This window comes from Pantoea sp. SORGH_AS_0659, from assembly GCF_031453915.1.
Lineage (GTDB): Bacteria > Pseudomonadota > Gammaproteobacteria > Enterobacterales > Enterobacteriaceae > Pantoea > Pantoea leporis.
The window spans coordinates 3,254,757-3,274,253 of the sequence record NZ_JAVJAK010000001.1 but is presented as its reverse complement, the minus strand read 5'-3'; the positions used below and the strand labels follow the sequence as shown (position 1 = coordinate 3,274,253).

Here is a 19,497-nt window from a genome sequence, read left to right as displayed (position 1 = left end):
GCATATCGTATTTTTATTGATGCCGGGATGTTTAAGAAAAAAAGAGAAAATTCTCACTTCGGAATAGAATATTACTTACAGCGCGCTTAAGTAATTTTGCATGAAGGTTAAGTTCGCATAAATTAACGAACTTAACCGATTACGGAAATTATAACGATAAATGCCCAGGCAGCAGCGCTCTCAGCTGCGGATAAATCACCGCATTAGCCAGCAACACCGGATTGCCGTTCTGCAAGCCGTGATTAGCCAGATAATCGTTGGTAATGCCGCCCGCTTCGCGCATCAGCACAATGCCCGGCAAGCCATCCCACGGATTCATATGCGCTTCGTAGTAACCAATTAAGCGACCGGCCGCCGCCCATGCGCTCATCAACGCCCCCGAGCCATTGCGGATAAACATGCCGCCCTGCGCCAATAATGCGCTGATAAAAGTGGTCAGCGGTTCAATCGGTTGGCTGTTGGAGCTGCTCAGACCAAGCAATCCCTGATCAAGCTGCTGCGCGCTGTGCGCCTGGATGCGCTTATCATTAACCCATGCACCTTTGCCGCGGCAGGCGTGAAAGGTTTCATGATGATTGGGATCGCACACCACGCCAATCACCGCTTCGTTTTCACAAACGATCGCCAGCGATACGCACCAGTTGTGCAAGCCGTTAAGAAAGCTGCTGGTGCCATCAATCGGATCGAGCACCCAGATAAAGCGTGCGCCAGCAGTATTGCCGCCGCTCTCTTCACCCAACACCGCATCGTCAGGAAAGCGTTCGTGGATCAGATGCTTGACCAATGCCTCAACGTTGCGATCGGCTTCGCTGACCACATCCTGCAGATCTTTCTTATGCTCAACTACTAATTGATGACGTTGCTGATACCAGGATAGAGCCCGGCTGGCGGCGGTTTTGGCAACATCACAGGCGAAATGATAACGTGCGTCGAGTTCGGTAAGCGAAGCTGATGACATCTTTCCCTCTTATGATTTTCAGGCTGGCGAAGCAACAACAGACGCCAAAAATGGCGTATTGGCTGTGTGACGAAGTTAACAAAAGTTAAGAAAGGCTTCATTAAGCCGCAGATGGCTGCGCGTGACAAGAGGGGGAAAAGCCCGCCAGTGAAATTTTTCTTCTTACTGGCGGGTAATACGGGATGAAGCCTTAATGGCGGGTTCTTACGCCAATTTGACGCATGTCATTACCGGTTGGCGATTGATGGACGCGCAGACCGAAAGTAGGTAGCACCGCGTAAATATGGTCAAAGATATCCGCTTGAATATTCTCGTACTCTTTCCACACCGTGGTGTTGGTGAACACATACACTTCCAGCGGCAAACCGTTTTCACCTGGTGCTAACTGCCGCACCATTAACGTCATCTCTTGATGAATACGCGGATGCTGCTCCAGCCAGCTCTGCAGCCAGACGCGGAAGGTACCGATATTCGTCAGGCGGCGACCGTTGAGTGGCGAATCTAAATCACAGCCCAGTTGCGCATTCCATGCGGCCACTTCTTCGCTTTTGCTATCCAGATACGGTGCCAGCAGATGCGCACTTTTCAGCTGCTGCATCATGGCATCATCAAGGAAGCCAATACTGGTGGTATCAATATGAATGCTGCGCTTAATGCGACGCCCACCGGATTCCGACATACCGCGCCAGTTTTTAAAGGAGTCGGAAATTAAGGCGTAAGCGGGAATGGTAACAATGGTGTTATCCCAGTTGCGCACTTTTACCGTGGTTAAAGAAATATCGATGACCGCACCGTCCGCACCATATTTCGGCATTTCCAGCCAGTCATTCATTTTCAGCATATTATTGGCCGCCAACTGAATACCGGCCACCAGACCCAGAATTGGATCTTTAAATACCAGCATCAGCACCGCGGTCATGGCACCGAGTCCGGTGATCAATACGCCAGGCGATTTACCCAACAGCAGCGAAATAATCATGATTACCATTAAAATGGCGGCGATTAATTTCACGCTCTGGATAATACCGCGCAGCGGCAATTGCTGCGCTAGCATGCTATTCGCGCTGAGCTGCTGCAGTAAATCCAGCAAGGAGAACAACATCAGCAGGGCGAAGATCATCATCCACAGCTGGGCGAAAATCAGCAGCGCTGCATAGATCTGAGCACTGTCGTGCAGGAAGAGTTCAGTCTGTAATTTGAATAGCACACCTTGCATCAGCCAGACGCTGCGGCTAAACAGGCGACTGTTAATCAGCGCTTTTGGCCACTGACGGCTACTTTTCTCGGTGTAGCGACGCAGCAGCGGCAAGATAGCGCGGTGCAGAATGGCGTGAGTAAGCAGTGAGATGGCAAAGATTATGGCAATCACTATCCCCAACGCCAGGATGTGCGTGTAGCTAAGACCGGCTTCTGCGAGCCGGTTGGCAATAAGATGCTGCATGAGATTTCCCTGAGTGTGACGAAGATTAAGGTCACGCAGGGTAGGTGATGGGAAATTTCCCGTCCAACAGACGGGTCTTGAATTACCTAATATTACAATTCCTGCGCGCGCGCGGCGGCCATTAAGCGCGGATAAAACTGGAAGAACAGCGGCTCAAGTTGCTCGTAGTGATCAACAAAATCCTGATAGGAGTCGCGCAGCGCGGCTAAGCGCGGACGGCGATGCGCCATGCCGTTGAGCACGCGTGCCAGCCGCGTTGGTTCGGCATAGTGCTCAAACCAGCGTTCGCGCCACATCACGGCGTTCAGCTCGACGAAACCTTCCGGCGTGCCCGCCAGCTGCGGCACGATGTTTTGTTCAGCCGCCGCGGTAAATGCCACCAGCGACTGCGTTGGGTTGAATTTATCCCAGTGCAGCGCGAGGAAATGGTCCCAAATCACGTCGAGCGTGATGGGGGCCACGCGGCGCGTTTCCGGACGAAACAGCGCACGCGCAATCCGCACTTCGGGCAGGTTATCGGTCAGGACGTCGAGGCGACGATGCATGGCAATGCCATCCACCACCGGTGCAGGCCATTGTGATTGCACGTTGCCGCGCACGAAATCGGCCATGAGATTGCCCAGCAGAGAGCTGTTAGCCAGCTGCGCCAGGTGAAGGTGAGCGAGAAAGTTCATGGCGCATTATATACACGTCATACATCAAGTTACAGGTGCGTGGGCTGCTCTCGTTTGCCGCCTGCCTGCACCTCGAATTATTTTGTGTATTCGCAGAATCACAGAAGCGCAGCCAGTTGTTCAGAATTTGCCGCTTTTCCGCTAGACTATGCCGCCTGATTTTAAGTCCTGAAGAAGTGAAGCATGCGCGTAGCCGATTTTACCTTTGAGTTGCCAGAATCCTTAATCGCCCACTATCCGCAGGCGCAGCGAAGCGGTTGCCGCTTGCTGTCGCTGGATGGTCCAAGCGGCGCGTTAAGCCACGGCGTATTTACAGACGTGATGGATAAGCTCAATCCGGGCGATCTGCTGGTGTTCAACAACACCCGCGTGATTCCGGCGCGCGTCTTTGGGCGTAAAGCCAGCGGCGGCAAAATCGAGATGCTGGTTGAGCGCATGCTGGACGATAAGCGCGTGCTGGCGCACGTGCGCGCCTCCAAAGCGCCCAAGCCGGGCGCAGCGCTGCTGCTGGGCGATGACGAAAGTGTCAAAGCCACGATGGTGGCGCGCCATGACACACTGTTTGAGATCGCCTTCGAAGACGATCGCGCCGTGCTGGATATTCTTAACAGCGGTCGGCCACATGCCGCTGCCGCCGTATATTGATCGTCCGGATGAAGATGCTGACCGTGAGCTGTACCAGACCGTGTACGGCGTGCGTCCCGGCGCCGTCGCCGCACCGACCGCCGGTTTGCACTTTGACGAGCCGCTGCTGGAAGCGCTGAAAGCTAAAGGCGTCGAGATGGCGTTTGTCACGCTGCACGTCGGTGCCGGGACTTTCCAGCCGGTGCGCGTTGAAACCATCGAGGATCACATCATGCATGCCGAATACGCGGAAGTGCCGCAGGATGTGGTGGATGCGGTGCTGGCGTGTAAAGCACGCGGCAACAAAGTGGTCGCCGTGGGCACCACCTCAGTACGTTCGCTGGAGAGCGCCGCGAAGGCCAGCCAGGATGCGCTGATTGCACCCTTCTTCGATGACACACAGATTTTCATCTATCCCGGCTATCACTATCAGGTGATCGATGCGCTGATCACCAACTTCCATCTGCCGGAATCGACCCTGATTATGCTGGTTTCGGCCTTTGCTGGTTATCAGCACACCATGGCGGCTTATCACAGCGCGGTGGCAGAGCAGTACCGTTTCTTTAGCTACGGGGATGCGATGTACATCACCCGTAATCCACAAGCGCCTGACGAAAGCGTCGGCGCATAATTGAATCAGACTGTTTCTCTGATCAGAGGTTAATGTGAAATTTGAATTAGATACTACCGACGGGCGCGCACGCCGTGGCCGTCTGGTCTTTGATCGTGGCGTTGTTGAAACCCCAGCATTTATGCCCGTGGGCACTTACGGCACGGTGAAAGGCATGACGCCGGAAGAAGTGAAAGAGACCGGCGCGCAAATCCTGCTCGGCAACACCTTCCACCTGTGGCTGCGCCCAGGTCAGGAGATCATGAAACTGCACGGCGACCTGCACGATTTCATGAACTGGCAAGGACCGATCCTTACCGATTCCGGCGGCTTCCAGGTGTTCAGCCTTGGCGATATCCGTAAGATCACCGAAGCGGGCGTGCACTTCCGTAACCCGATCAACGGCGATCCGATTTTCCTCGATCCGGAAAAGTCGATGGAGATTCAGTTCGATCTCGGTTCTGACGTGGTGATGATCTTCGACGAATGTACGCCATATCCGGCGGATTGGGATTACGCCAAACGTTCGATGGAGATGTCGTTGCGCTGGGCACAACGCAGCCGCGATCGCTTCGATTCACTCGGCAATAAAAATGCATTATTCGGCATTATTCAGGGCGGTGTTTACGAAGATTTACGAGATGTCTCGGTTAAAGGTCTGGTAGAGATTGGCTTTGATGGGTACGCTGTGGGCGGCCTGGCGGTGGGTGAACCTAAAGAGGACATGCACCGAATCCTGGAGCACGTCTGTCCGCAAATTCCGCAAGACAAACCGCGTTATTTGATGGGCGTCGGCAAGCCAGAAGATCTGGTGGAAGGCGTTCGCCGCGGTATCGATATGTTTGACTGCGTTATGCCAACGCGCAATGCGCGCAATGGTCATCTGTTTGTTACCGATGGCGTGGTGAAAATTCGTAATGCCCGGTATAAAGATGACACCGCAACGCTGGATGCAGAGTGTGATTGTTACACCTGTCGCAATTATAGCCGCGCCTACTTGCATCATCTTGATCGCTGTAACGAAATACTGGGCGCACGCCTGAATACGATTCACAATCTGCGCTATTACCAGCGTTTGATGGCCGGTTTACGTAAGGCTATCGAAGAGGGTAAATTAGAGCACTTTGTTAGCGAGTTCTACCAACGGACGGGGAAGGCGGTTCCTCCGCTGAACGTCTGATAATTCATCAATGAGGGAAATTTAATGAGCTTTTTCATTTCTGACGCCGTAGCCGCAGCAGGCGCACCGTCTCAGGGAAGTCCGTATTCTCTGGTGATCATGCTGGTGGTATTTGGTCTGATCTTCTACTTCATGATTCTGCGTCCACAGCAGAAGCGTACTAAAGATCACAAGAAACTGATGGATTCCATCTCTAAAGGTGATGAAGTGCTGACCAGCGGTGGTTTAGTTGGCCGTGTGACCAAAGTGGCAGAAACTGGCTATGTTTCTATTGCCCTGAACGACACCACTGAAGTAGTTGTTAAACGTGATTTCGTGGCCGCCGTTCTGCCGAAAGGTACTTTGAAGGCGCTGTAATTTTTTCTTCCCGAAGGGAACTGCCGTGTTAAACCGTTATCCTTTGTGGAAGTACATCATGCTGGTCGTCGTGATTCTCGTCGGCCTGCTCTATGCGCTTCCTAACCTTTATGGTGAGGATCCGGCCGTTCAGATCACTGGTGCGCGCGGTGGCGCCGCCAGTGAGCAAACGTTGGATCAGATCCAGACCGTATTAAAACAAGACAATATCGAGAGCAAATCCCTCGCTCTGGAAAATGGTGCCATTCTGGCCCGCTTTGCAACGCAGGATGGACAGTTGCGCGCGCGTGATGCACTCACCAGCGCGCTGGGCGAAGACTACATTGTGGCCCTCAACCTTGCGCCGGCAACGCCTCGCTGGCTGAGCATGCTGTCCGCGGAACCGATGAAACTCGGTCTTGATCTGCGCGGCGGCGTTCACTTCCTGATGGAAGTGGATATGGATACGGCTCTGGGCAAACTGCAAGAGCAGAACGCCGACAGCCTGCGCAGCGATCTGCGCGACAAAAGCATTCCGTATACCACCGTTAATAAAATCGCGAACTATGGCGTAGAAGTGCGTTTCCGTGACGGCGCCAGCCGTGACGCGGCAATCAGCTACTTGTCTACTCGCCACCGCGATCTGGTGATCTCAAGCCAGGGCAGCGATGCGCTGCGTGCGGTGATGAGTGATGCGCGTCTGAGCGAAGCGCGTGAATATGCGGTGCAGCAAAACATCACCATTCTGCGTAACCGTGTGAACCAGCTCGGCGTTGCCGAACCGCTGGTGCAGCGTCAGGGTTCTGACCGCATCGTGGTGGAACTGCCGGGTATTCAGGACACCGCGCGCGCCAAAGAGATTCTGGGCGCTACCGCCACGCTGGAATTCCGTCTGGTGAACACCAGCGTGGATCCAACCGCAGCGGCCAGCGGCCGTGTGCCCGGCGATTCGGAAGTGAAGAAAACCCGCGACGGGCAGCCAGTGGTGCTGTACAAGCGTGTGATTCTGACCGGTGATCACATCACCGATTCCACGTCGAGCATGGATGAGTACAACCAGCCGCAGGTGAACATTTCACTGGATGGCGCGGGCGGCAACATGATGTCCAACTTCACCAAGGACAACATCGGTAAGCCGATGGCGACCCTGTTTGTGGAGTACAAAGACAGCGGTAAGAAAGATGCCAACGGCCGGTCGATTTTGGTGAAACAGGAAGAAGTGATTAACGTGGCGAACATCCAGTCGCGCCTCGGTAACAGCTTCCGTATCACCGGTATCAATAATGCAAACGAAGCACGTCAGCTGTCGCTGCTGCTGCGCGCGGGTGCGTTGATTGCGCCAATCCAGATTGTAGAAGAGCGTACTATCGGCCCAACCATGGGTCAGCAGAACATCACACAAGGCCTCGAAGCCTGCCTGTGGGGTTTGATTGCTTCGATCCTGTTCATGGTGGTGTTCTACAAGAAGTTTGGTCTTATCGCTACCAGCGCGCTGCTGTGTAACCTGGTGCTGATTGTCGGCATCATGTCACTGCTGCCAGGCGCGACGCTCACCATGCCGGGTATTGCCGGTATCGTGCTGACGCTGGCGGTTGCGGTCGATGCTAACGTGTTGATTAACGAACGTATTAAAGAAGAGTTGCGTAACGGACGATCGGTACAGCAGGCGATTCATGAAGGCTATAAAGGCGCCTTCTCCAGTATCGTCGATGCCAACGTCACTACGCTTATCAAAGTGATCATTCTTTATGCGGTCGGTACCGGTTCAATCAAAGGCTTTGCGATTACTACGGCTATCGGTATCGCAACCTCAATGTTTACCGCTATCGTCGGCACCCGTGCCATCGTTAACCTGGTGTACGGCGGCAAACGCATCAACAAGCTGTCTATCTGAGGAGTGCGTTGTGGCACAGGAATATAGTATTGAGCAGCTAAACCACGGGCGTAAAGTCGTCGACTTTATGCGCTGGGATAAGCTGGCTTTCATCATCTCCGGTCTGCTGATTGTGGCATCTATCGTCATTGTCGGTGTGCGAGGCTTCAACTGGGGCCTCGACTTTACCGGCGGAACGGTGATTGAGATTAACCTGGAAAAACCGGCGGATCTCGACGCGCTGCGTGAAGGTTTGGTGAAAGCGGGCTTTGAAGAGCCGCTGGTGCAGAACTTTGGTAGCAGCCGTGATGTGATGGTGCGTATGCCTCCGGCCACCGGCAATGCCGGCACCGAACTGGGCAATAAAGTGCTGGCTTCCATTAGCCAGACCACGCAGCAGAACGCTACCGTGAAACGCATCGAGTTCGTTGGCCCAAGCGTGGGTAGCGATCTGGCGCAGGCCGGTGCGATGGCGCTGCTGTCAGCGCTGATTGCGATTTTGATCTACATCGGCTTCCGCTTTGAGTGGCGTTTAGCGCTCGGCACCGTTCTGGCGCTGGCGCACGATGTGATCATCACCTGTGGCATTTTGTCGCTGGCGCACGTCGAAATCGACCTGACGATTGTCGCCTCATTGATGTCGGTCATTGGTTACTCGCTTAACGATAAGATCGTGGTCTCCGACCGTATTCGTGAGAACTTCCGCAAGATCCGCCGCGGTTCTTCTTACGACATCACTAACGTGTCGCTGACCCAGACGCTGAGCCGTACCTTGATCACCTCCATCACTACGCTGGCGATGATCATGATCCTGTTCGTGTTTGGTGGTGCGTTGCTGAAAGGTTTCTCACTGACCATGCTGATCGGTGTCACCATTGGTACCATTTCATCGATTTATGTCTCTTCAGCGCTGGCGCTGAAACTCGGCATGAAGCGTGAACATATGCTGGTACAGAAAGTGGAAAAAGAGGGCGCAGATCAGCCTTCGATTCTGCCGTAACGCGGAGTCAGAAAGTAAACGGGCTGCCATTGGCAGCCCGTTTTTTTATGCCTGTCGATCAGGGCGTGGTTTTCGTCGCTGGAGGCTCAACATCGTGCACGCGCACGTAGCCGAGTTGCTCCGGGGTTAACCCGCTGAGTCGCAGCGGTACGCTAACGGAACTGCGCGGCATTAACTGTGCAGGAACCTCGATGGTCTGGCTCAGGCTGCCCGCGTTAAGCGGTTTGCCGCTGGCCGGATCCATTTCGCCCCATACCACGGTCGCGCGCAGTGCCGGAATCGGCTGATCATTGGTTGAGCGGATATTCAGATTGGCGCGACTGCCGCTGGCTTCACCCGCCACCTGCGAGAGTGACAAACGCAATTTACCTAGCTGCGTCTGTAACTCCACCGGCGTATTGGCTTGCGGCAACAGCCACGCGCCCTGGGTGGATTGGCTGTTCAGCTGTCCCTGAATCTCCAGCGCCGTTGCCTGATTGGTCAGCTTGCGCATCTGCTGATTAAGCTGACTCACCTCCTGATGCAACTCTTTGACCTGCGGTGAAACCGGCGTTGAACTGCAACCACTGAGAACCAGCAAAGAGAGTGCTGCCGGAGCCCAAAACGTCCTGATCGTCATGCAATGTCCTTTCTTTATTCGGGAATTCGTAAAACCTGGCCAGGGTAGATCTTATCAGGATGCGTCAGCATTGGCTTGTTCGCCTCGAAAATCTTGTTGTATTGATTAGGATTTCCGTAGACCTCTTTCGATACCGCACTCAAGGTATCGCCTTTTTTCACGGTATAGAATTTCGCGGGCGTAGCGGCATCGCTGGCGGTGACCTTGTCATCCACCTTGGTGATGCCCGCGACGTTACCGGCGGCCACCAGAATCTTCTCTTTTAACTCCTGAGAGATGCCATCACCAGTCACAGTAACGGTATCGCCTTTGACATCCACCTTGACCTTATCGCTGTCGGGCAAACCGAGTTTGTTGATGTGATCCTGCAATTTCTTGCTGGCATCGTCGCCGCCGCCACTGACGGCATCCCACAGTTTTTCTCCAGCATCTTTCACGAAATCAAACAGACCCATACATCCTCCAGATTTTTATGATGTTGGCCGCCTTGCTGGCGGCTCTTTAAGCGTAGTGGTTTTTTGCCTGTGGTCATGTAGGTGATGTCTTGCATTTGGCTTAACGTCACAAACGGGGATTCACACATTATGTGCCACACACATACATTTTGTGGCGCGATCGCGCTACACTGTGTGGCCTATTTATCTCGCATCAGGAAGCCTCATGCATTGCCCATTCTGCTCCGCTGTGGACACCAAAGTGATTGATTCTCGTCTGGTTAGTGAAGGATCGTCGGTGCGTCGCCGTCGTCAGTGTCTGGTGTGTCATGAGCGTTTTACCACCTTTGAAGTGGCAGAGTTGGTGATGCCGCGCGTGGTAAAAAGCAACGATGTGCGTGAACCCTTCAATGAAGACAAGCTCAGCAGCGGCATGATTAAGGCGCTGGAAAAACGCCCCGTCAGCGCCGATGCGGTTGAAAGCGCGGTCAATCATATTAAAACTCAGCTGCGTGCCACCGGTGAACGCGAAGTGCCAAGCGCACTGATCGGCAATCTGGTGATGGATGAGCTGAAAAAGCTCGATAAAGTGGCCTACATTCGCTTTGCCTCGGTCTATCGCAGCTTCGAAGATATTCGCGATTTTGGTGAAGAGATCGCCCGCCTACAGGACTAATCCATGACTGACGAACGCTATATGGCGCGCGCGCTGGAACTGGCGCGGCGCGGACGCTTTACCACCACACCTAACCCCAACGTCGGCTGCGTGATTGTGCGCGAGGGCGAGATTGTCGGCGAAGGCTGGCATCAGCGCGCCGGCGAACCGCATGCCGAAGTGCATGCGCTGCGTATGGCGGGCGAACGAGCTGCTGGCGCAACCGCGTATGTCACGCTGGAACCTTGTAGCCACCATGGACGCACGCCGCCGTGCTGCGATGCGCTGATTGCCGCAGGCGTGACGCGCGTGGTCGCCGCGATGCAGGATCCCAATCCGCAGGTGGCAGGACGTGGACTCTACCGTTTACAGCAGGCGGGCATCGACGTCAGTCATGGCCTGATGATGAACGAAGCGGAAGCGCTGAACCGGGGTTTTCTCAAACGTATGCGGACCGGATTCCCGTGGATCCAGCTGAAACTCGGCGCATCCCTTGATGGCCGCACCGCCATGGCGAGTGGCGAAAGTCAGTGGATCACATCCGCGGCCGCAAGGCGCGATGTGCAACGTTTACGCGCCCAGAGTTCAGCTATTCTTAGCACCAGCGCCACGGTGTTGGCTGACAATCCGTCGCTCACGGTACGCTGGAGTGAATTGAATGAAGAGGTGCGTGCGCAGCTTGATGAAAGCCAGCTGCGTCAGCCGGTGCGCGTGGTGATTGACAGCCAACAGCGCGTCACGCCGCAACACCGTTTGATTGACCAGCCAGGCGAAACCTGGCTGATGCGCAGCGAGCCCGATCAACACGCATGGCCCGCCAGCGTGACCCAGATTGCGGTGCCGCAGCGTGGTGAACAGCTTGATTTGGTCGCGGTGATGATGTTGCTCGGCCAGCGCCAGATCAACAGCGTGTGGGTGGAAGCGGGTGCCGGATTAGCGGGTGCTTTGCTGCAAGCGGGCCTGGTGGATGAGCTGATTGTTTACATGGCGCCAAAGCTGTTAGGGAATGCCGCACGCGGCCTGTGCACGCTGCCCGGACTGGAACAGCTGGCCGATGCGCCGGCCCTGAATTTTAGCGATGTGCGCCTGGTTGGCGAGGACCTGCGCCTGACGCTTACGCCGCGCTGAAAGCGCGCGGAAAAGCCTGAGCGCGTCGCCAAAGAGTATGATAGAATCCGCCCCCTTCTGCGGGGCCATAAAACAACCCAAAGGATATGTATGAAAGTTATCGAAGCTCCTGTTGCCACGCCTGATGCAAACATTGCCATCGTAATTGCGCGTTTTAACAACTTCATTAATGACAGCCTGCTGGACGGCGCGATTGACGCACTTAAGCGCATCGGCCAGGTGAAAGCAGATAACATCACCGTTGTCTGGGTTCCAGGTGCATACGAACTGCCGCTGGCAGCACGCGCACTGGCGAAAGCCGGTAAGCACGACGCCATTGTTGCGTTGGGCACTGTCATCCGTGGCGGCACCGCACATTTCGAATATGTGGCCGGTGAAGCCAGCTCGGGCATTGCGCACGTCGCGATGACCAGCGAAATCCCGGTGACCTTCGGCGTGTTGACCACTGAAAATATCGAGCAGGCGATTGAACGCGCCGGCACGAAAGCAGGTAATAAAGGTGCCGAAGCGGCCCTGACTGCACTCGAAATGATCAACGTATTGAAAGCCATCAAAGCCTGATTTTTGTAAGGGGAATTTTGTGAAACCTGCTGCTCGTCGTCGCGCCCGTGAGTGCGCTGTCCAGGCGCTTTACTCCTGGCAGCTGTCTAAGAACGACATTGCCGATGTGGAATACCAGTTTCTGGCGGAACAAGACGTCAAAGACGTCGATATTAGCTATTTCCGCGAATTGCTGGCCGGTGTGGCGACTAACAGCGCGTACCTGGACGGTCTGATGAAGCCTTACCTGTCGCGTCAGCTGGAAGAGCTGGGCCAGGTAGAAAAAGCCATCCTGCGTATTTCGCTGTATGAGCTGAGCAAGCGTTCTGATGTGCCTTATAAAGTGGCCATCAACGAAGGCATCGAGTTGGCAAAAGTGTTTGGTGCTGAAGACAGCCACAAATTCGTCAACGGTGTGCTCGACAAAGCTGCCCCGCAAATTCGACCAAACAAAAAATAGCGTTAAAGGCCGGTTATCCGGCCTTTTTCTCATTGAGACCTGACTTATGTCTTGTGGTGAATTCGAACTGATTGCACGTTACTTTAACCGCGTCACCAGCTCCCGCCGCGATGTGGAGAAAGGAATTGGTGACGACTGCGCGTTACTTAACGTGCCAGAAAAACAGACACTTGCCATCAGCACCGACACGCTGGTTGCAGGCGTCCACTTCTTACGTGATATCCATCCCGCCGATCTCGGCTACAAAGCCGTCGCCGTTAATCTCAGTGATTTAGCCGCCATGGGCGCCGATCCGGCCTGGCTGACGCTGGCATTAACGCTGCCTGAAATCGATGAACCGTGGGTGGCGGCCTTTAGCGACAGCCTGTTTGAGCTGCTGGATTATTACGATATGCAGCTGATTGGTGGCGATACCACGCGCGGACCGCTGAGCATGACGCTCGGCATTCACGGTTTAGTGCCAGTGGGAAGGGCGCTGAAACGTTCGGGCGCGAAGCCAGGCGACTGGATCTTTGTCACCGGCACCTTGGGTGACAGCGCGGCCGGTTTATCGCTGCTGCAGCATCGCCATCGCCTGAACGATCCGGCGGTGCACGAAGCGTTGATCAAACGCCATTTGCGTCCAATGCCGCGCGTGCTGCAAGGCCAGGCGCTGCGCGGTCTGGCAACCTCGGCGATCGATATCTCTGATGGCCTGATTTCCGATCTCGGCCATGTGCTGACCGCCAGCCGCGTTGGCGCTCGCATCAATCTCGACGCGTTACCGCTTTCAGCGGCCCTGCGCGATCACTTCGAGCCTGAACTGGTACTGAAATGGGCGTTGAGCGGTGGCGAAGATTACGAGCTGTGCTTTACCGTGCCAGAAGTGAACCGTGGCGCGATTGACGTGGCGCTCGGCCATTTTGGTGTGCCTTATACTTGTATTGGGCAGATTGCACCCGAATCGGAAGGGCTGAGTTTGCTGGAGAACGGCAAGCCGCGCAGTGTAGATGTGAAAGGGTTTGATCACTTCGGCGCGAAGTAAATTGCCCTCACCCTAACCCTCTCCCACAAGTGGGAGAGGGGACAATTAGGTGGGTACTGCACGTTCTACTCCCTCGCCCGCTTGCGGGAGAGGGCTGGGGTGAGGGGAATGGTCCACCTTACTCAAACCCCACCACCGGATGCGGTTGATATACCGTTTCCAGCTCGGCAATCTCATTCTCACTCAATTCAACATCCACTGCTTTCACCAACTCGGCGAACTGTTGCTCGCGCGAAGCGCCAATGATCGGCGCGGTGACCGCCGGTTTATGTAATAGCCACGCCAGCGCCACCTGCGCGCGCGTCACGCCTTTGTCGGCGGCTACGTTAGCCAGACGCTCAGCAATTGCCGCATCGTTCTCTTCGGTGCCGGTATACAGCTTCTCCATCACATTATCTGATACCGAACGTGCGGTGGTTTCGCCCCATGGACGCGTGAGTTTACCGCGCGCCAGCGGGCTCCACGGCAACACCGCGATGCCTTCGCGCTGACACAGCGGATGCATGTCATTCTCTTCCTCACGCTGAATCAGGTTGTACTGATCCTGCATGCTGACAAAGCGTGCCCAGTTATTTTGCTTTTGCAGCTCCAGCGCCTGAGCAAACTGCGATGCGTGCATTGATGATGCGCCGATGTAACGCGCCTTGCCGGATTTCACCACTTCATGCAGCGCTTCCAGCGTCTCTTCAATCGGCGTGGCGTAATCCCAGCGGTGAATCTGCAGCAGATCGACATACTCCATACCAAGGCGCGTCAGGCTGTCATCAATCGATTGCAAGATATTCTGGCGCGACAAGCCTTGTGACAGATTACTCAGCGGAAAATAGACCTTGGTGGCGACCACAACCTGATCGCGGCGGGCAAAATCTTTCAGCGCCCGGCCCACAATCTCTTCGCTGCTGCCATCGGAATAGCTGTTAGCGGTATCGAAGAAGTTGATGCCGGCTTCCAGCGCCTGCTTGATCAACGGTCGGCTGCTCTCTTCAGGCAGCGTCCACGCGTGATTGCCGCGCGTGGGATCGCCGTAAGTCATGCAGCCTAAACAGAGACGTGAAACCTGTAAGTCGGTTTGGCCTAGGGGAATGGTTTTCATCTATTTGGGCTCCTGCTCTTATGCTTGAGGGAAATCGTTCCCTAAGCATAGCAGCAGGCTCGCTCACCGGGCGGTGAGCGAGTCGGGCAGATTACTGGGCGAGCCAGTCAGTGATTTGCTGCTGAATACCGGCGGCATCCAGCTGATAATCCTGACGTACTTCTTCCTGCGTGCCTTGTGGGATGAACTCATCCGGCAGGCCGAGGTTGAGCACCGGCACGCGCAGGCGTTTTGCCATCACGTACTCATTGACGCCGCTGCCGGCGCCGCCTTTGATGGCGCCTTCTTCCAGCGTAACCAGCGAATCGTGGCTGGCCGCCAGCTCGGCAATCAGTGCTTCATCGAGTGGCTTCACAAAACGCATATCCACCAGCGTGGCATTTAGCGCTTCCGCAGCGGCAGCGGCTTCTGGCAGCAAAGTACCGAAGTTAAGGATCGCCAGCTTTTCGCCGCGACGCTTCACGATACCTTTGCCCAGCGGCAAGCTAGCCAGCGGTTCCAGCGTTGCGCCGGTGCCGGTACCGCGCGGGTAACGCACCGCACTTGGGCCATCCTGATAGTGATATCCGGTGTAAAGCATCAGACGACATTCGTTTTCATCGCTTGGCGTCATGATCACCATCTCTGGCACGCAGCGTAAGAACGCGATATCAAATGCGCCCTGATGAGTTTGACCATCCGCGCCGACAATACCGCCGCGATCGATAGCAAACAGCACCGGCAATTTCTGGATGGCGACATCGTGGATCAGCTGATCGTAGGCGCGCTGCAGGAAGGTCGAGTAGATCGCCACAACCGGTTTGTAACCACCAATCGCCATACCCGCCGCGAACGTTACCGCGTGCTGCTCGGCAATCGCCACATCAAAATATTGCTGCGGATAGTCGCGTGAGTAGCTCACCATGCCCGAGCCTTCGCGCATCGCTGGCGTGACCGCCATCAGGCGCGGATCGTCAGCCGCCATTTCGCTCAGCCAGTTGCCGAAAATCTTCGAGTAGCTTGGTAAGCCCGGCACGCTTTTCGGCAGCGCCAGGCTGGCGGGATCGAACTTCGGTACCGCATGCCAGGTAATCGGATCTTCTTCCGCAGGGGCATAACCTTTGCCCTTTTTGGTCATGATGTGCAGGAACTGCGGACCTTTCAGATCGCGCATGTTCTTCAGCGTGCTCACCAGCGTCAGCACGTCGTGACCATCTACCGGGCCGATGTAGTTAAAGCCCAGCTCTTCAAACAGCGTACCCGGCACCACCATGCCTTTCAGGTGCTCTTCTGTGCGCTTCACCAGCTCTTTAATCGGCGGCAAACCGCCCAATACACGCTTGCCGCCTTCGCGCAGGCGTGAATAGGTTTTCCCGGAGAGAATCTGTGCCAGACGATTGTTGAGTGCGCCCACGTTCTCGGAGATCGACATCTCGTTGTCGTTGAGGATCACCAGCATGTCCGGCTTGATGTCACCGGCGTGGTTCATGGCTTCAAACGCCATGCCGGCGGTGATCGCGCCATCGCCAATAATACAGGCGGTGCGACGGCCTTTGCCTTCACGTTCGGCGGCAACCGCCATGCCAAGCCCGGCGCTGATCGAGGTGGAGGAGTGACCTACGCTCAGCACGTCGTACTCACTCTCACCGCGCCACGGGAACGGATGCAGGCCATTTTTCTGGCGGATGGTGCCGATACGATCGCGGCGTCCGGTCAGGATTTTATGCGGATAGGCCTGATGGCCTACGTCCCACACCAGATGATCAAAGGGGGTGTTATAAACATAATGCAGCGCCACTGTTAGCTCGACGACGCCCAGACCCGATGCAAAGTGGCCGGAAGATCGGCTCACGCTATCCAGCAGATACTGACGCAGTTCGTCACACAGCTCCGGAAGTTTTTCTTTCGGTAATAAACGTAATTCCTGAACCGTGTTGGCTAACGCCAGTGTCGGGTATTTTGCAATATCAAAACTCATCAGAGACTCATTATGAAAGTTATTTATCGCGTTCAATTATGAAGCTTGCCAGCGCTTGTAAGGCGAGTGTGTTGTAAGACTGTGCCGCCAGAATATCGAGCGCGCCGAGCGCCTCTTGATAAAGATCCCAGGCTTTACTGCGGGCATTTTCCAGCCCCATCAATGAAGGATAGGTGCTTTTACCCAATGCCTGATCCGCGCCCTGTGTTTTTCCTAACACGGCGGTATCGCCGACCACATCGAGGATGTCATCCTGCACCTGAAACGCCAGTCCGATGGCATTGGCGTAGGTATCCAGTAGCGGCATCGCGGCGCGACCACGATCGCCGGCGGCTAATGCGCCAAGACGTACCGCGACGCGAATTAACGCGCCGGTTTTATGGCGGTGAATCTGTTCCAGCTGCGCCAGATCGATGCTTTTGCCTTCCGCCGCCAAATCCAGTGCCTGACCGCCGCACATGCCTGCCACGCCGCTGGCCTGCGCCAGTTCGGAAATCATCGCAATACGCGCGTCGGCGCTGACGCCGGGCATCGGCTGATCGGCCAGAATCGAAAAGGCCAAAGTTTGCAGAGCATCGCCGGCGAGAATCGCCGTGTCTTCACCATATTTAATATGGCAGGTTGGCTGCCCGCGGCGTAACGCATCGTCGTCCATCGCCGGCAGATCGTCATGAATCAGGGAATAAGCATGGATGCATTCCACGGCCGCAGCCGGCACATCGAGGCTGGCGGCATCGGCCTTTAGCATTTCGCCTGTTGCGTACACCAGAAAGGGACGCAGACGCTTACCGCCTAATAATGCCCCATACTCCATGGCATTCACCAGAGGAGAACTCTGAAAAGGAAGTGGATCTATTAAGCGCGTCAATGCCTGATTAACGCGTTGATGGTAAGCGCTCAGCAGTTTAGCAAAATCCATTACTCATTTTCCGGGGTAAAAGGGGCGAGGGCGGCATCTTTCTCATCGCTAAGCAGAATTTGCACACGCTGCTCTGCCTGCTGCAGGGTTTGCTGACCGGTACGTGCCAATTGTACGCCGCGTTCAAATTCGTTCAGCGCCTGCTCTAACGGCAGCTCGCCACTTTCCAGGCGGCTAACAATCTGTTCCAGCTGCTCTAATGCGCTTTCAAAACTGGCAGGCGCTTCGGCTTTTTTCGGCATAATCAGTGTCGACTCACAGGTTAGGAGATCATCTTGCAATCGGTCATGGTAGCTGACGAGGATTAATTAGCAAAATAATGAATGTGATGAAGGTTGCTTAAAGCAGTCACCCGGCAAAGGTGATATACTTTTGCGCCTCGGATGCGGGGGCTCCTGAATTAACCCGCAATTATATGATTTTAACAGTTAAGTGCCGATGCTTTTAGCACTTATTTGTCCAAACGAACCCCTGTCGCCATGAAGTTTATCGTCAAGCTGTTTCCAGAAATCACCATCAAAAGTCAGTCGGTGCGTCTGCGCTTTATCAAAATTCTCTCCAGTAGCATTCGTAATATTCTGCGCACCGTGGATGAAGAGATCAAAGTCGTGCGCCATTGGGACCACATTGAAGTGCGTTCTAAGAATGAGTCGCTGCGCGAGACCCTTGTCACCGAACTGACGCGCATTCCGGGCATTCACCATGTGCTGGCGGTGGAAGATCGCGCCTACACCGATATGCACGACATTTTCGAGCAGACGCTGGTGCTGAACCGCGAGCGTCTGGAAGGCAAAAGCTTCTGCGTGCGCGTCAAGCGTCGCGGCAAGCACAGCTTCAGCTCGCAGGACGTGGAACGCTACGTTGGCGGCGGCCTTAACCAACACATCGCCAGCGCGCGCGTGCAGCTCAATCGTCCGGAAGAAACGGTGAATCTGGAGATCGACGACGATCGTCTGTTGCTGATCACCGCACGCTATGAAGGCTTAGGCGGATTCCCGATTGGTACCCAGGAAGATGTTCTGTCACTGATTTCCGGCGGTTTTGATTCTGGCGTGTCGAGCTACATGCTGATGCGTCGCGGCTGCCGCGTGCATTACTGCTTCTTCAACCTTGGCGGTGCGGCACACGAGATTGGCGTGCGCCAGGTTGCACATTACCTGTGGCAGCGCTTTGGTCGCTCACACCGCGTACGCTTCGTAGCGATCAACTTCGAGCCGGTAGTCGGTGAGATTCTTGAGAAAGTGGACGACGGCCAAATGGGCGTGGTGCTGAAGCGTATGATGGTGCGTGCGGCGTCAATGGTGGCGGAACGTTACGGCGTGCAGGCGCTGGTGACCGGCGAAGCGCTGGGCCAGGTTTCCAGCCAGACGCTGACCAACCTGCGTTTGATCGATAACGCCTCCGATACGCTGATTCTGCGTCCGCTGATCTCCCATGACAAAGAGCACATCATTGATGTGGCACGTAAGATCGGCACCGAAGATTTTGCCCGCACCATGCCAGAATATTGCGGCGTGATTTCGAAAAGCCCAACCGTTAAAGCGGTGAAGGGCAAGATCGAAGCGGAAGAGCAAAACTTCGATTTCGAGATCCTTCATCGCGTGGTGCAGGAAGCCAGCAACGTCGATATCCGTGAAATCGCCGAGCAGACGGAAGAAGAAGTGGTGGAAGTTGAAACCGTTGACTCCTTCATCAGCAACGACGTGGTGCTGGATATCCGTTCGGCCGATGAGCAGGAGGCGAATCCGCTGATCGTCGAAGGCGTTGAAGTGAAAACTCTGGCGTTCTACAAACTCAGCACCCAGTTTGGCGACCTTGACCAGAGTAAAACCTGGCTGCTGTATTGCGATCGCGGTGTGATGAGTCGTCTGCAGGCGCTCTATCTGCATGAGCAGGGCTTCAAAAACGTGAAGGTTTATCGTCCATAAGCGATAAACCGTAGCGGCGCGATGAATCACGCGTATTTCATGCG

The 19,497-nt window shown here is 55.2% G+C and carries 19 protein-coding genes and 1 pseudogene; 11 read left to right on the top strand and 9 right to left on the bottom strand.

The features are described 5' to 3' along the window. Positions 1-148: 148 nt before the first annotated feature. The 3 genes from Q3H59_RS15555 to Q3H59_RS15545 all read right to left on the bottom strand — a co-directional run bounded on the left by Q3H59_RS15555 (position 149) and on the right by Q3H59_RS15545 (position 3,073). A complete protein-coding gene (locus Q3H59_RS15555; protein ID WP_277974589.1) occupies positions 149-958 on the bottom strand; it encodes an inositol monophosphatase in 810 nt (269 codons plus the stop codon). 190 nt (positions 959-1,148) lie between these two features. Further along, the gene (locus Q3H59_RS15550; RefSeq protein ID WP_192236718.1) at positions 1,149-2,399 is read right to left on the bottom strand and encodes a mechanosensitive ion channel family protein; all 1,251 of its coding nucleotides are present in this window, start codon (positions 2,397-2,399) and stop codon (positions 1,149-1,151) included. A gap of 92 nt (positions 2,400-2,491) precedes the next feature. Beyond that, positions 2,492-3,073, bottom strand: a complete 582-nt coding sequence (locus tag Q3H59_RS15545; RefSeq protein WP_309835718.1) for an ACP phosphodiesterase — start codon at positions 3,071-3,073, stop codon at positions 2,492-2,494. Between the two features lie 183 nt (positions 3,074-3,256). Between Q3H59_RS15545 and queA the strand changes: the two are divergent. From queA to secF, 5 genes and pseudogenes are all read left to right on the top strand, one after another. After that, positions 3,257-4,328, top strand: a pseudogene (gene queA, locus Q3H59_RS15540) (tRNA preQ1(34) S-adenosylmethionine ribosyltransferase-isomerase QueA). A 34-nt stretch (positions 4,329-4,362) separates the two neighbouring features. Next, a complete protein-coding gene (gene tgt / locus Q3H59_RS15535) occupies positions 4,363-5,487 on the top strand; it encodes a tRNA guanosine(34) transglycosylase Tgt (protein ID WP_061717469.1) in 1,125 nt (374 codons plus the stop codon). A gap of 24 nt (positions 5,488-5,511) precedes the next feature. Continuing rightward, positions 5,512-5,844 carry a preprotein translocase subunit YajC gene (gene yajC, locus Q3H59_RS15530; RefSeq protein WP_008103990.1) on the top strand — a complete coding sequence of 111 codons (333 nt, stop codon included), beginning with the start codon at positions 5,512-5,514 and terminating at the stop codon, positions 5,842-5,844. A 25-nt stretch (positions 5,845-5,869) separates the two neighbouring features. Then, the gene (secD, locus tag Q3H59_RS15525) at positions 5,870-7,717 is read left to right on the top strand and encodes a protein translocase subunit SecD (protein WP_101762445.1); all 1,848 of its coding nucleotides are present in this window, start codon (positions 5,870-5,872) and stop codon (positions 7,715-7,717) included. 10 nt (positions 7,718-7,727) lie between these two features. Further along, complete coding sequence (gene secF / locus Q3H59_RS15520) at positions 7,728-8,696, top strand: protein translocase subunit SecF (RefSeq protein ID WP_101762444.1); 969 nt, start codon at positions 7,728-7,730, stop codon at positions 8,694-8,696. Between the two features lie 58 nt (positions 8,697-8,754). Here the strand turns inward: secF and Q3H59_RS15515 are convergent, their stop codons facing one another. Both Q3H59_RS15515 and lysM read right to left on the bottom strand, forming a co-directional pair. Then, positions 8,755-9,315 carry a DUF3251 domain-containing protein gene (locus Q3H59_RS15515; protein WP_280172522.1) on the bottom strand — a complete coding sequence of 187 codons (561 nt, stop codon included), beginning with the start codon at positions 9,313-9,315 and terminating at the stop codon, positions 8,755-8,757. Positions 9,316-9,329: 14 nt separating this feature from the next. Then, a complete protein-coding gene (gene lysM / locus Q3H59_RS15510) occupies positions 9,330-9,770 on the bottom strand; it encodes a peptidoglycan-binding protein LysM (RefSeq protein ID WP_110867754.1) in 441 nt (146 codons plus the stop codon). Between the two features lie 205 nt (positions 9,771-9,975). Here lysM and nrdR point away from each other — a divergent pair, with 205 nt between their 5' ends. From nrdR to thiL, 5 genes are all read left to right on the top strand, one after another. Further along, positions 9,976-10,425, top strand: coding sequence for a transcriptional regulator NrdR (nrdR, locus tag Q3H59_RS15505; RefSeq protein WP_008103978.1), 450 nt, complete (start codon positions 9,976-9,978; stop codon positions 10,423-10,425). A 3-nt stretch (positions 10,426-10,428) separates the two neighbouring features. Continuing rightward, positions 10,429-11,532 carry a bifunctional diaminohydroxyphosphoribosylaminopyrimidine deaminase/5-amino-6-(5-phosphoribosylamino)uracil reductase RibD gene (ribD, locus tag Q3H59_RS15500; protein ID WP_309835712.1) on the top strand — a complete coding sequence of 368 codons (1,104 nt, stop codon included), beginning with the start codon at positions 10,429-10,431 and terminating at the stop codon, positions 11,530-11,532. A 90-nt stretch (positions 11,533-11,622) separates the two neighbouring features. After that, positions 11,623-12,093 (top strand): 6,7-dimethyl-8-ribityllumazine synthase, encoded by a 471-nt coding sequence (ribE, locus tag Q3H59_RS15495; protein WP_007887008.1) that lies wholly within the window; start codon positions 11,623-11,625, stop codon positions 12,091-12,093. Positions 12,094-12,112: 19 nt separating this feature from the next. Further along, positions 12,113-12,532, top strand: a complete 420-nt coding sequence (gene nusB / locus Q3H59_RS15490; protein ID WP_007887007.1) for a transcription antitermination factor NusB — start codon at positions 12,113-12,115, stop codon at positions 12,530-12,532. A 46-nt stretch (positions 12,533-12,578) separates the two neighbouring features. Next, positions 12,579-13,556, top strand: a complete 978-nt coding sequence (gene thiL, locus Q3H59_RS15485; RefSeq protein ID WP_101762440.1) for a thiamine-phosphate kinase — start codon at positions 12,579-12,581, stop codon at positions 13,554-13,556. Between the two features lie 118 nt (positions 13,557-13,674). Here thiL and Q3H59_RS15480 read toward each other — a convergent pair whose 3' ends face one another. The 4 genes from Q3H59_RS15480 to xseB form a co-directional block, all read right to left on the bottom strand. Beyond that, complete coding sequence (locus tag Q3H59_RS15480; RefSeq protein ID WP_101762439.1) at positions 13,675-14,649, bottom strand: aldo/keto reductase; 975 nt, start codon at positions 14,647-14,649, stop codon at positions 13,675-13,677. Positions 14,650-14,740: 91 nt separating this feature from the next. Then, on the bottom strand, positions 14,741-16,606 hold the full coding sequence (gene dxs / locus Q3H59_RS15475) for a 1-deoxy-D-xylulose-5-phosphate synthase (RefSeq protein ID WP_101762438.1): 1,866 nt from the start codon (positions 16,604-16,606) through the stop codon (positions 14,741-14,743). A 19-nt stretch (positions 16,607-16,625) separates the two neighbouring features. Beyond that, positions 16,626-17,525: a (2E,6E)-farnesyl diphosphate synthase gene (gene ispA, locus Q3H59_RS15470; RefSeq protein ID WP_192414019.1), complete on the bottom strand. Its 900-nt coding sequence runs from the start codon at positions 17,523-17,525 to the stop codon at positions 16,626-16,628. Continuing rightward, complete coding sequence (xseB, locus tag Q3H59_RS15465) at positions 17,525-17,767, bottom strand: exodeoxyribonuclease VII small subunit (protein ID WP_101762436.1); 243 nt, start codon at positions 17,765-17,767, stop codon at positions 17,525-17,527. The genes ispA and xseB overlap by 1 nt, the downstream gene beginning before the upstream one ends. Before the next feature lie 237 nt (positions 17,768-18,004). On the opposite strand from xseB, the gene thiI reads away from it, so the two are divergent. Further along, complete coding sequence (thiI, locus tag Q3H59_RS15460) at positions 18,005-19,453, top strand: tRNA uracil 4-sulfurtransferase ThiI (protein ID WP_110867750.1); 1,449 nt, start codon at positions 18,005-18,007, stop codon at positions 19,451-19,453. Positions 19,454-19,497 lie beyond the last annotated feature (44 nt).

Coding starts and splice junctions, on each gene's coding strand:
- ispA (WP_192414019.1), bottom strand. CDS start 17,525: ATGGATTTTGCTAAACTGCTGAGCGCTTACCATCAACGCGTTAATCAG.
- Q3H59_RS15555 (WP_277974589.1), bottom strand. CDS start 958: ATGTCATCAGCTTCGCTTACCGAACTCGACGCACGTTATCATTTCGCC.
- thiI (WP_110867750.1), top strand. CDS start 18,005: ATGAAGTTTATCGTCAAGCTGTTTCCAGAAATCACCATCAAAAGTCAG.
- xseB (WP_101762436.1), bottom strand. CDS start 17,767: ATGCCGAAAAAAGCCGAAGCGCCTGCCAGTTTTGAAAGCGCATTAGAG.
- Q3H59_RS15545 (WP_309835718.1), bottom strand. CDS start 3,073: ATGAACTTTCTCGCTCACCTTCACCTGGCGCAGCTGGCTAACAGCTCT.
- dxs (WP_101762438.1), bottom strand. CDS start 16,606: ATGAGTTTTGATATTGCAAAATACCCGACACTGGCGTTAGCCAACACG.
- Q3H59_RS15550 (WP_192236718.1), bottom strand. CDS start 2,399: ATGCAGCATCTTATTGCCAACCGGCTCGCAGAAGCCGGTCTTAGCTAC.
- thiL (WP_101762440.1), top strand. CDS start 12,579: ATGTCTTGTGGTGAATTCGAACTGATTGCACGTTACTTTAACCGCGTC.
- Q3H59_RS15515 (WP_280172522.1), bottom strand. CDS start 9,315: ATGACGATCAGGACGTTTTGGGCTCCGGCAGCACTCTCTTTGCTGGTT.
- Q3H59_RS15480 (WP_101762439.1), bottom strand. CDS start 14,649: ATGAAAACCATTCCCCTAGGCCAAACCGACTTACAGGTTTCACGTCTC.
- yajC (WP_008103990.1), top strand. CDS start 5,512: ATGAGCTTTTTCATTTCTGACGCCGTAGCCGCAGCAGGCGCACCGTCT.
- nrdR (WP_008103978.1), top strand. CDS start 9,976: ATGCATTGCCCATTCTGCTCCGCTGTGGACACCAAAGTGATTGATTCT.
- lysM (WP_110867754.1), bottom strand. CDS start 9,770: ATGGGTCTGTTTGATTTCGTGAAAGATGCTGGAGAAAAACTGTGGGAT.
- ribE (WP_007887008.1), top strand. CDS start 11,623: ATGAAAGTTATCGAAGCTCCTGTTGCCACGCCTGATGCAAACATTGCC.
- ribD (WP_309835712.1), top strand. CDS start 10,429: ATGACTGACGAACGCTATATGGCGCGCGCGCTGGAACTGGCGCGGCGC.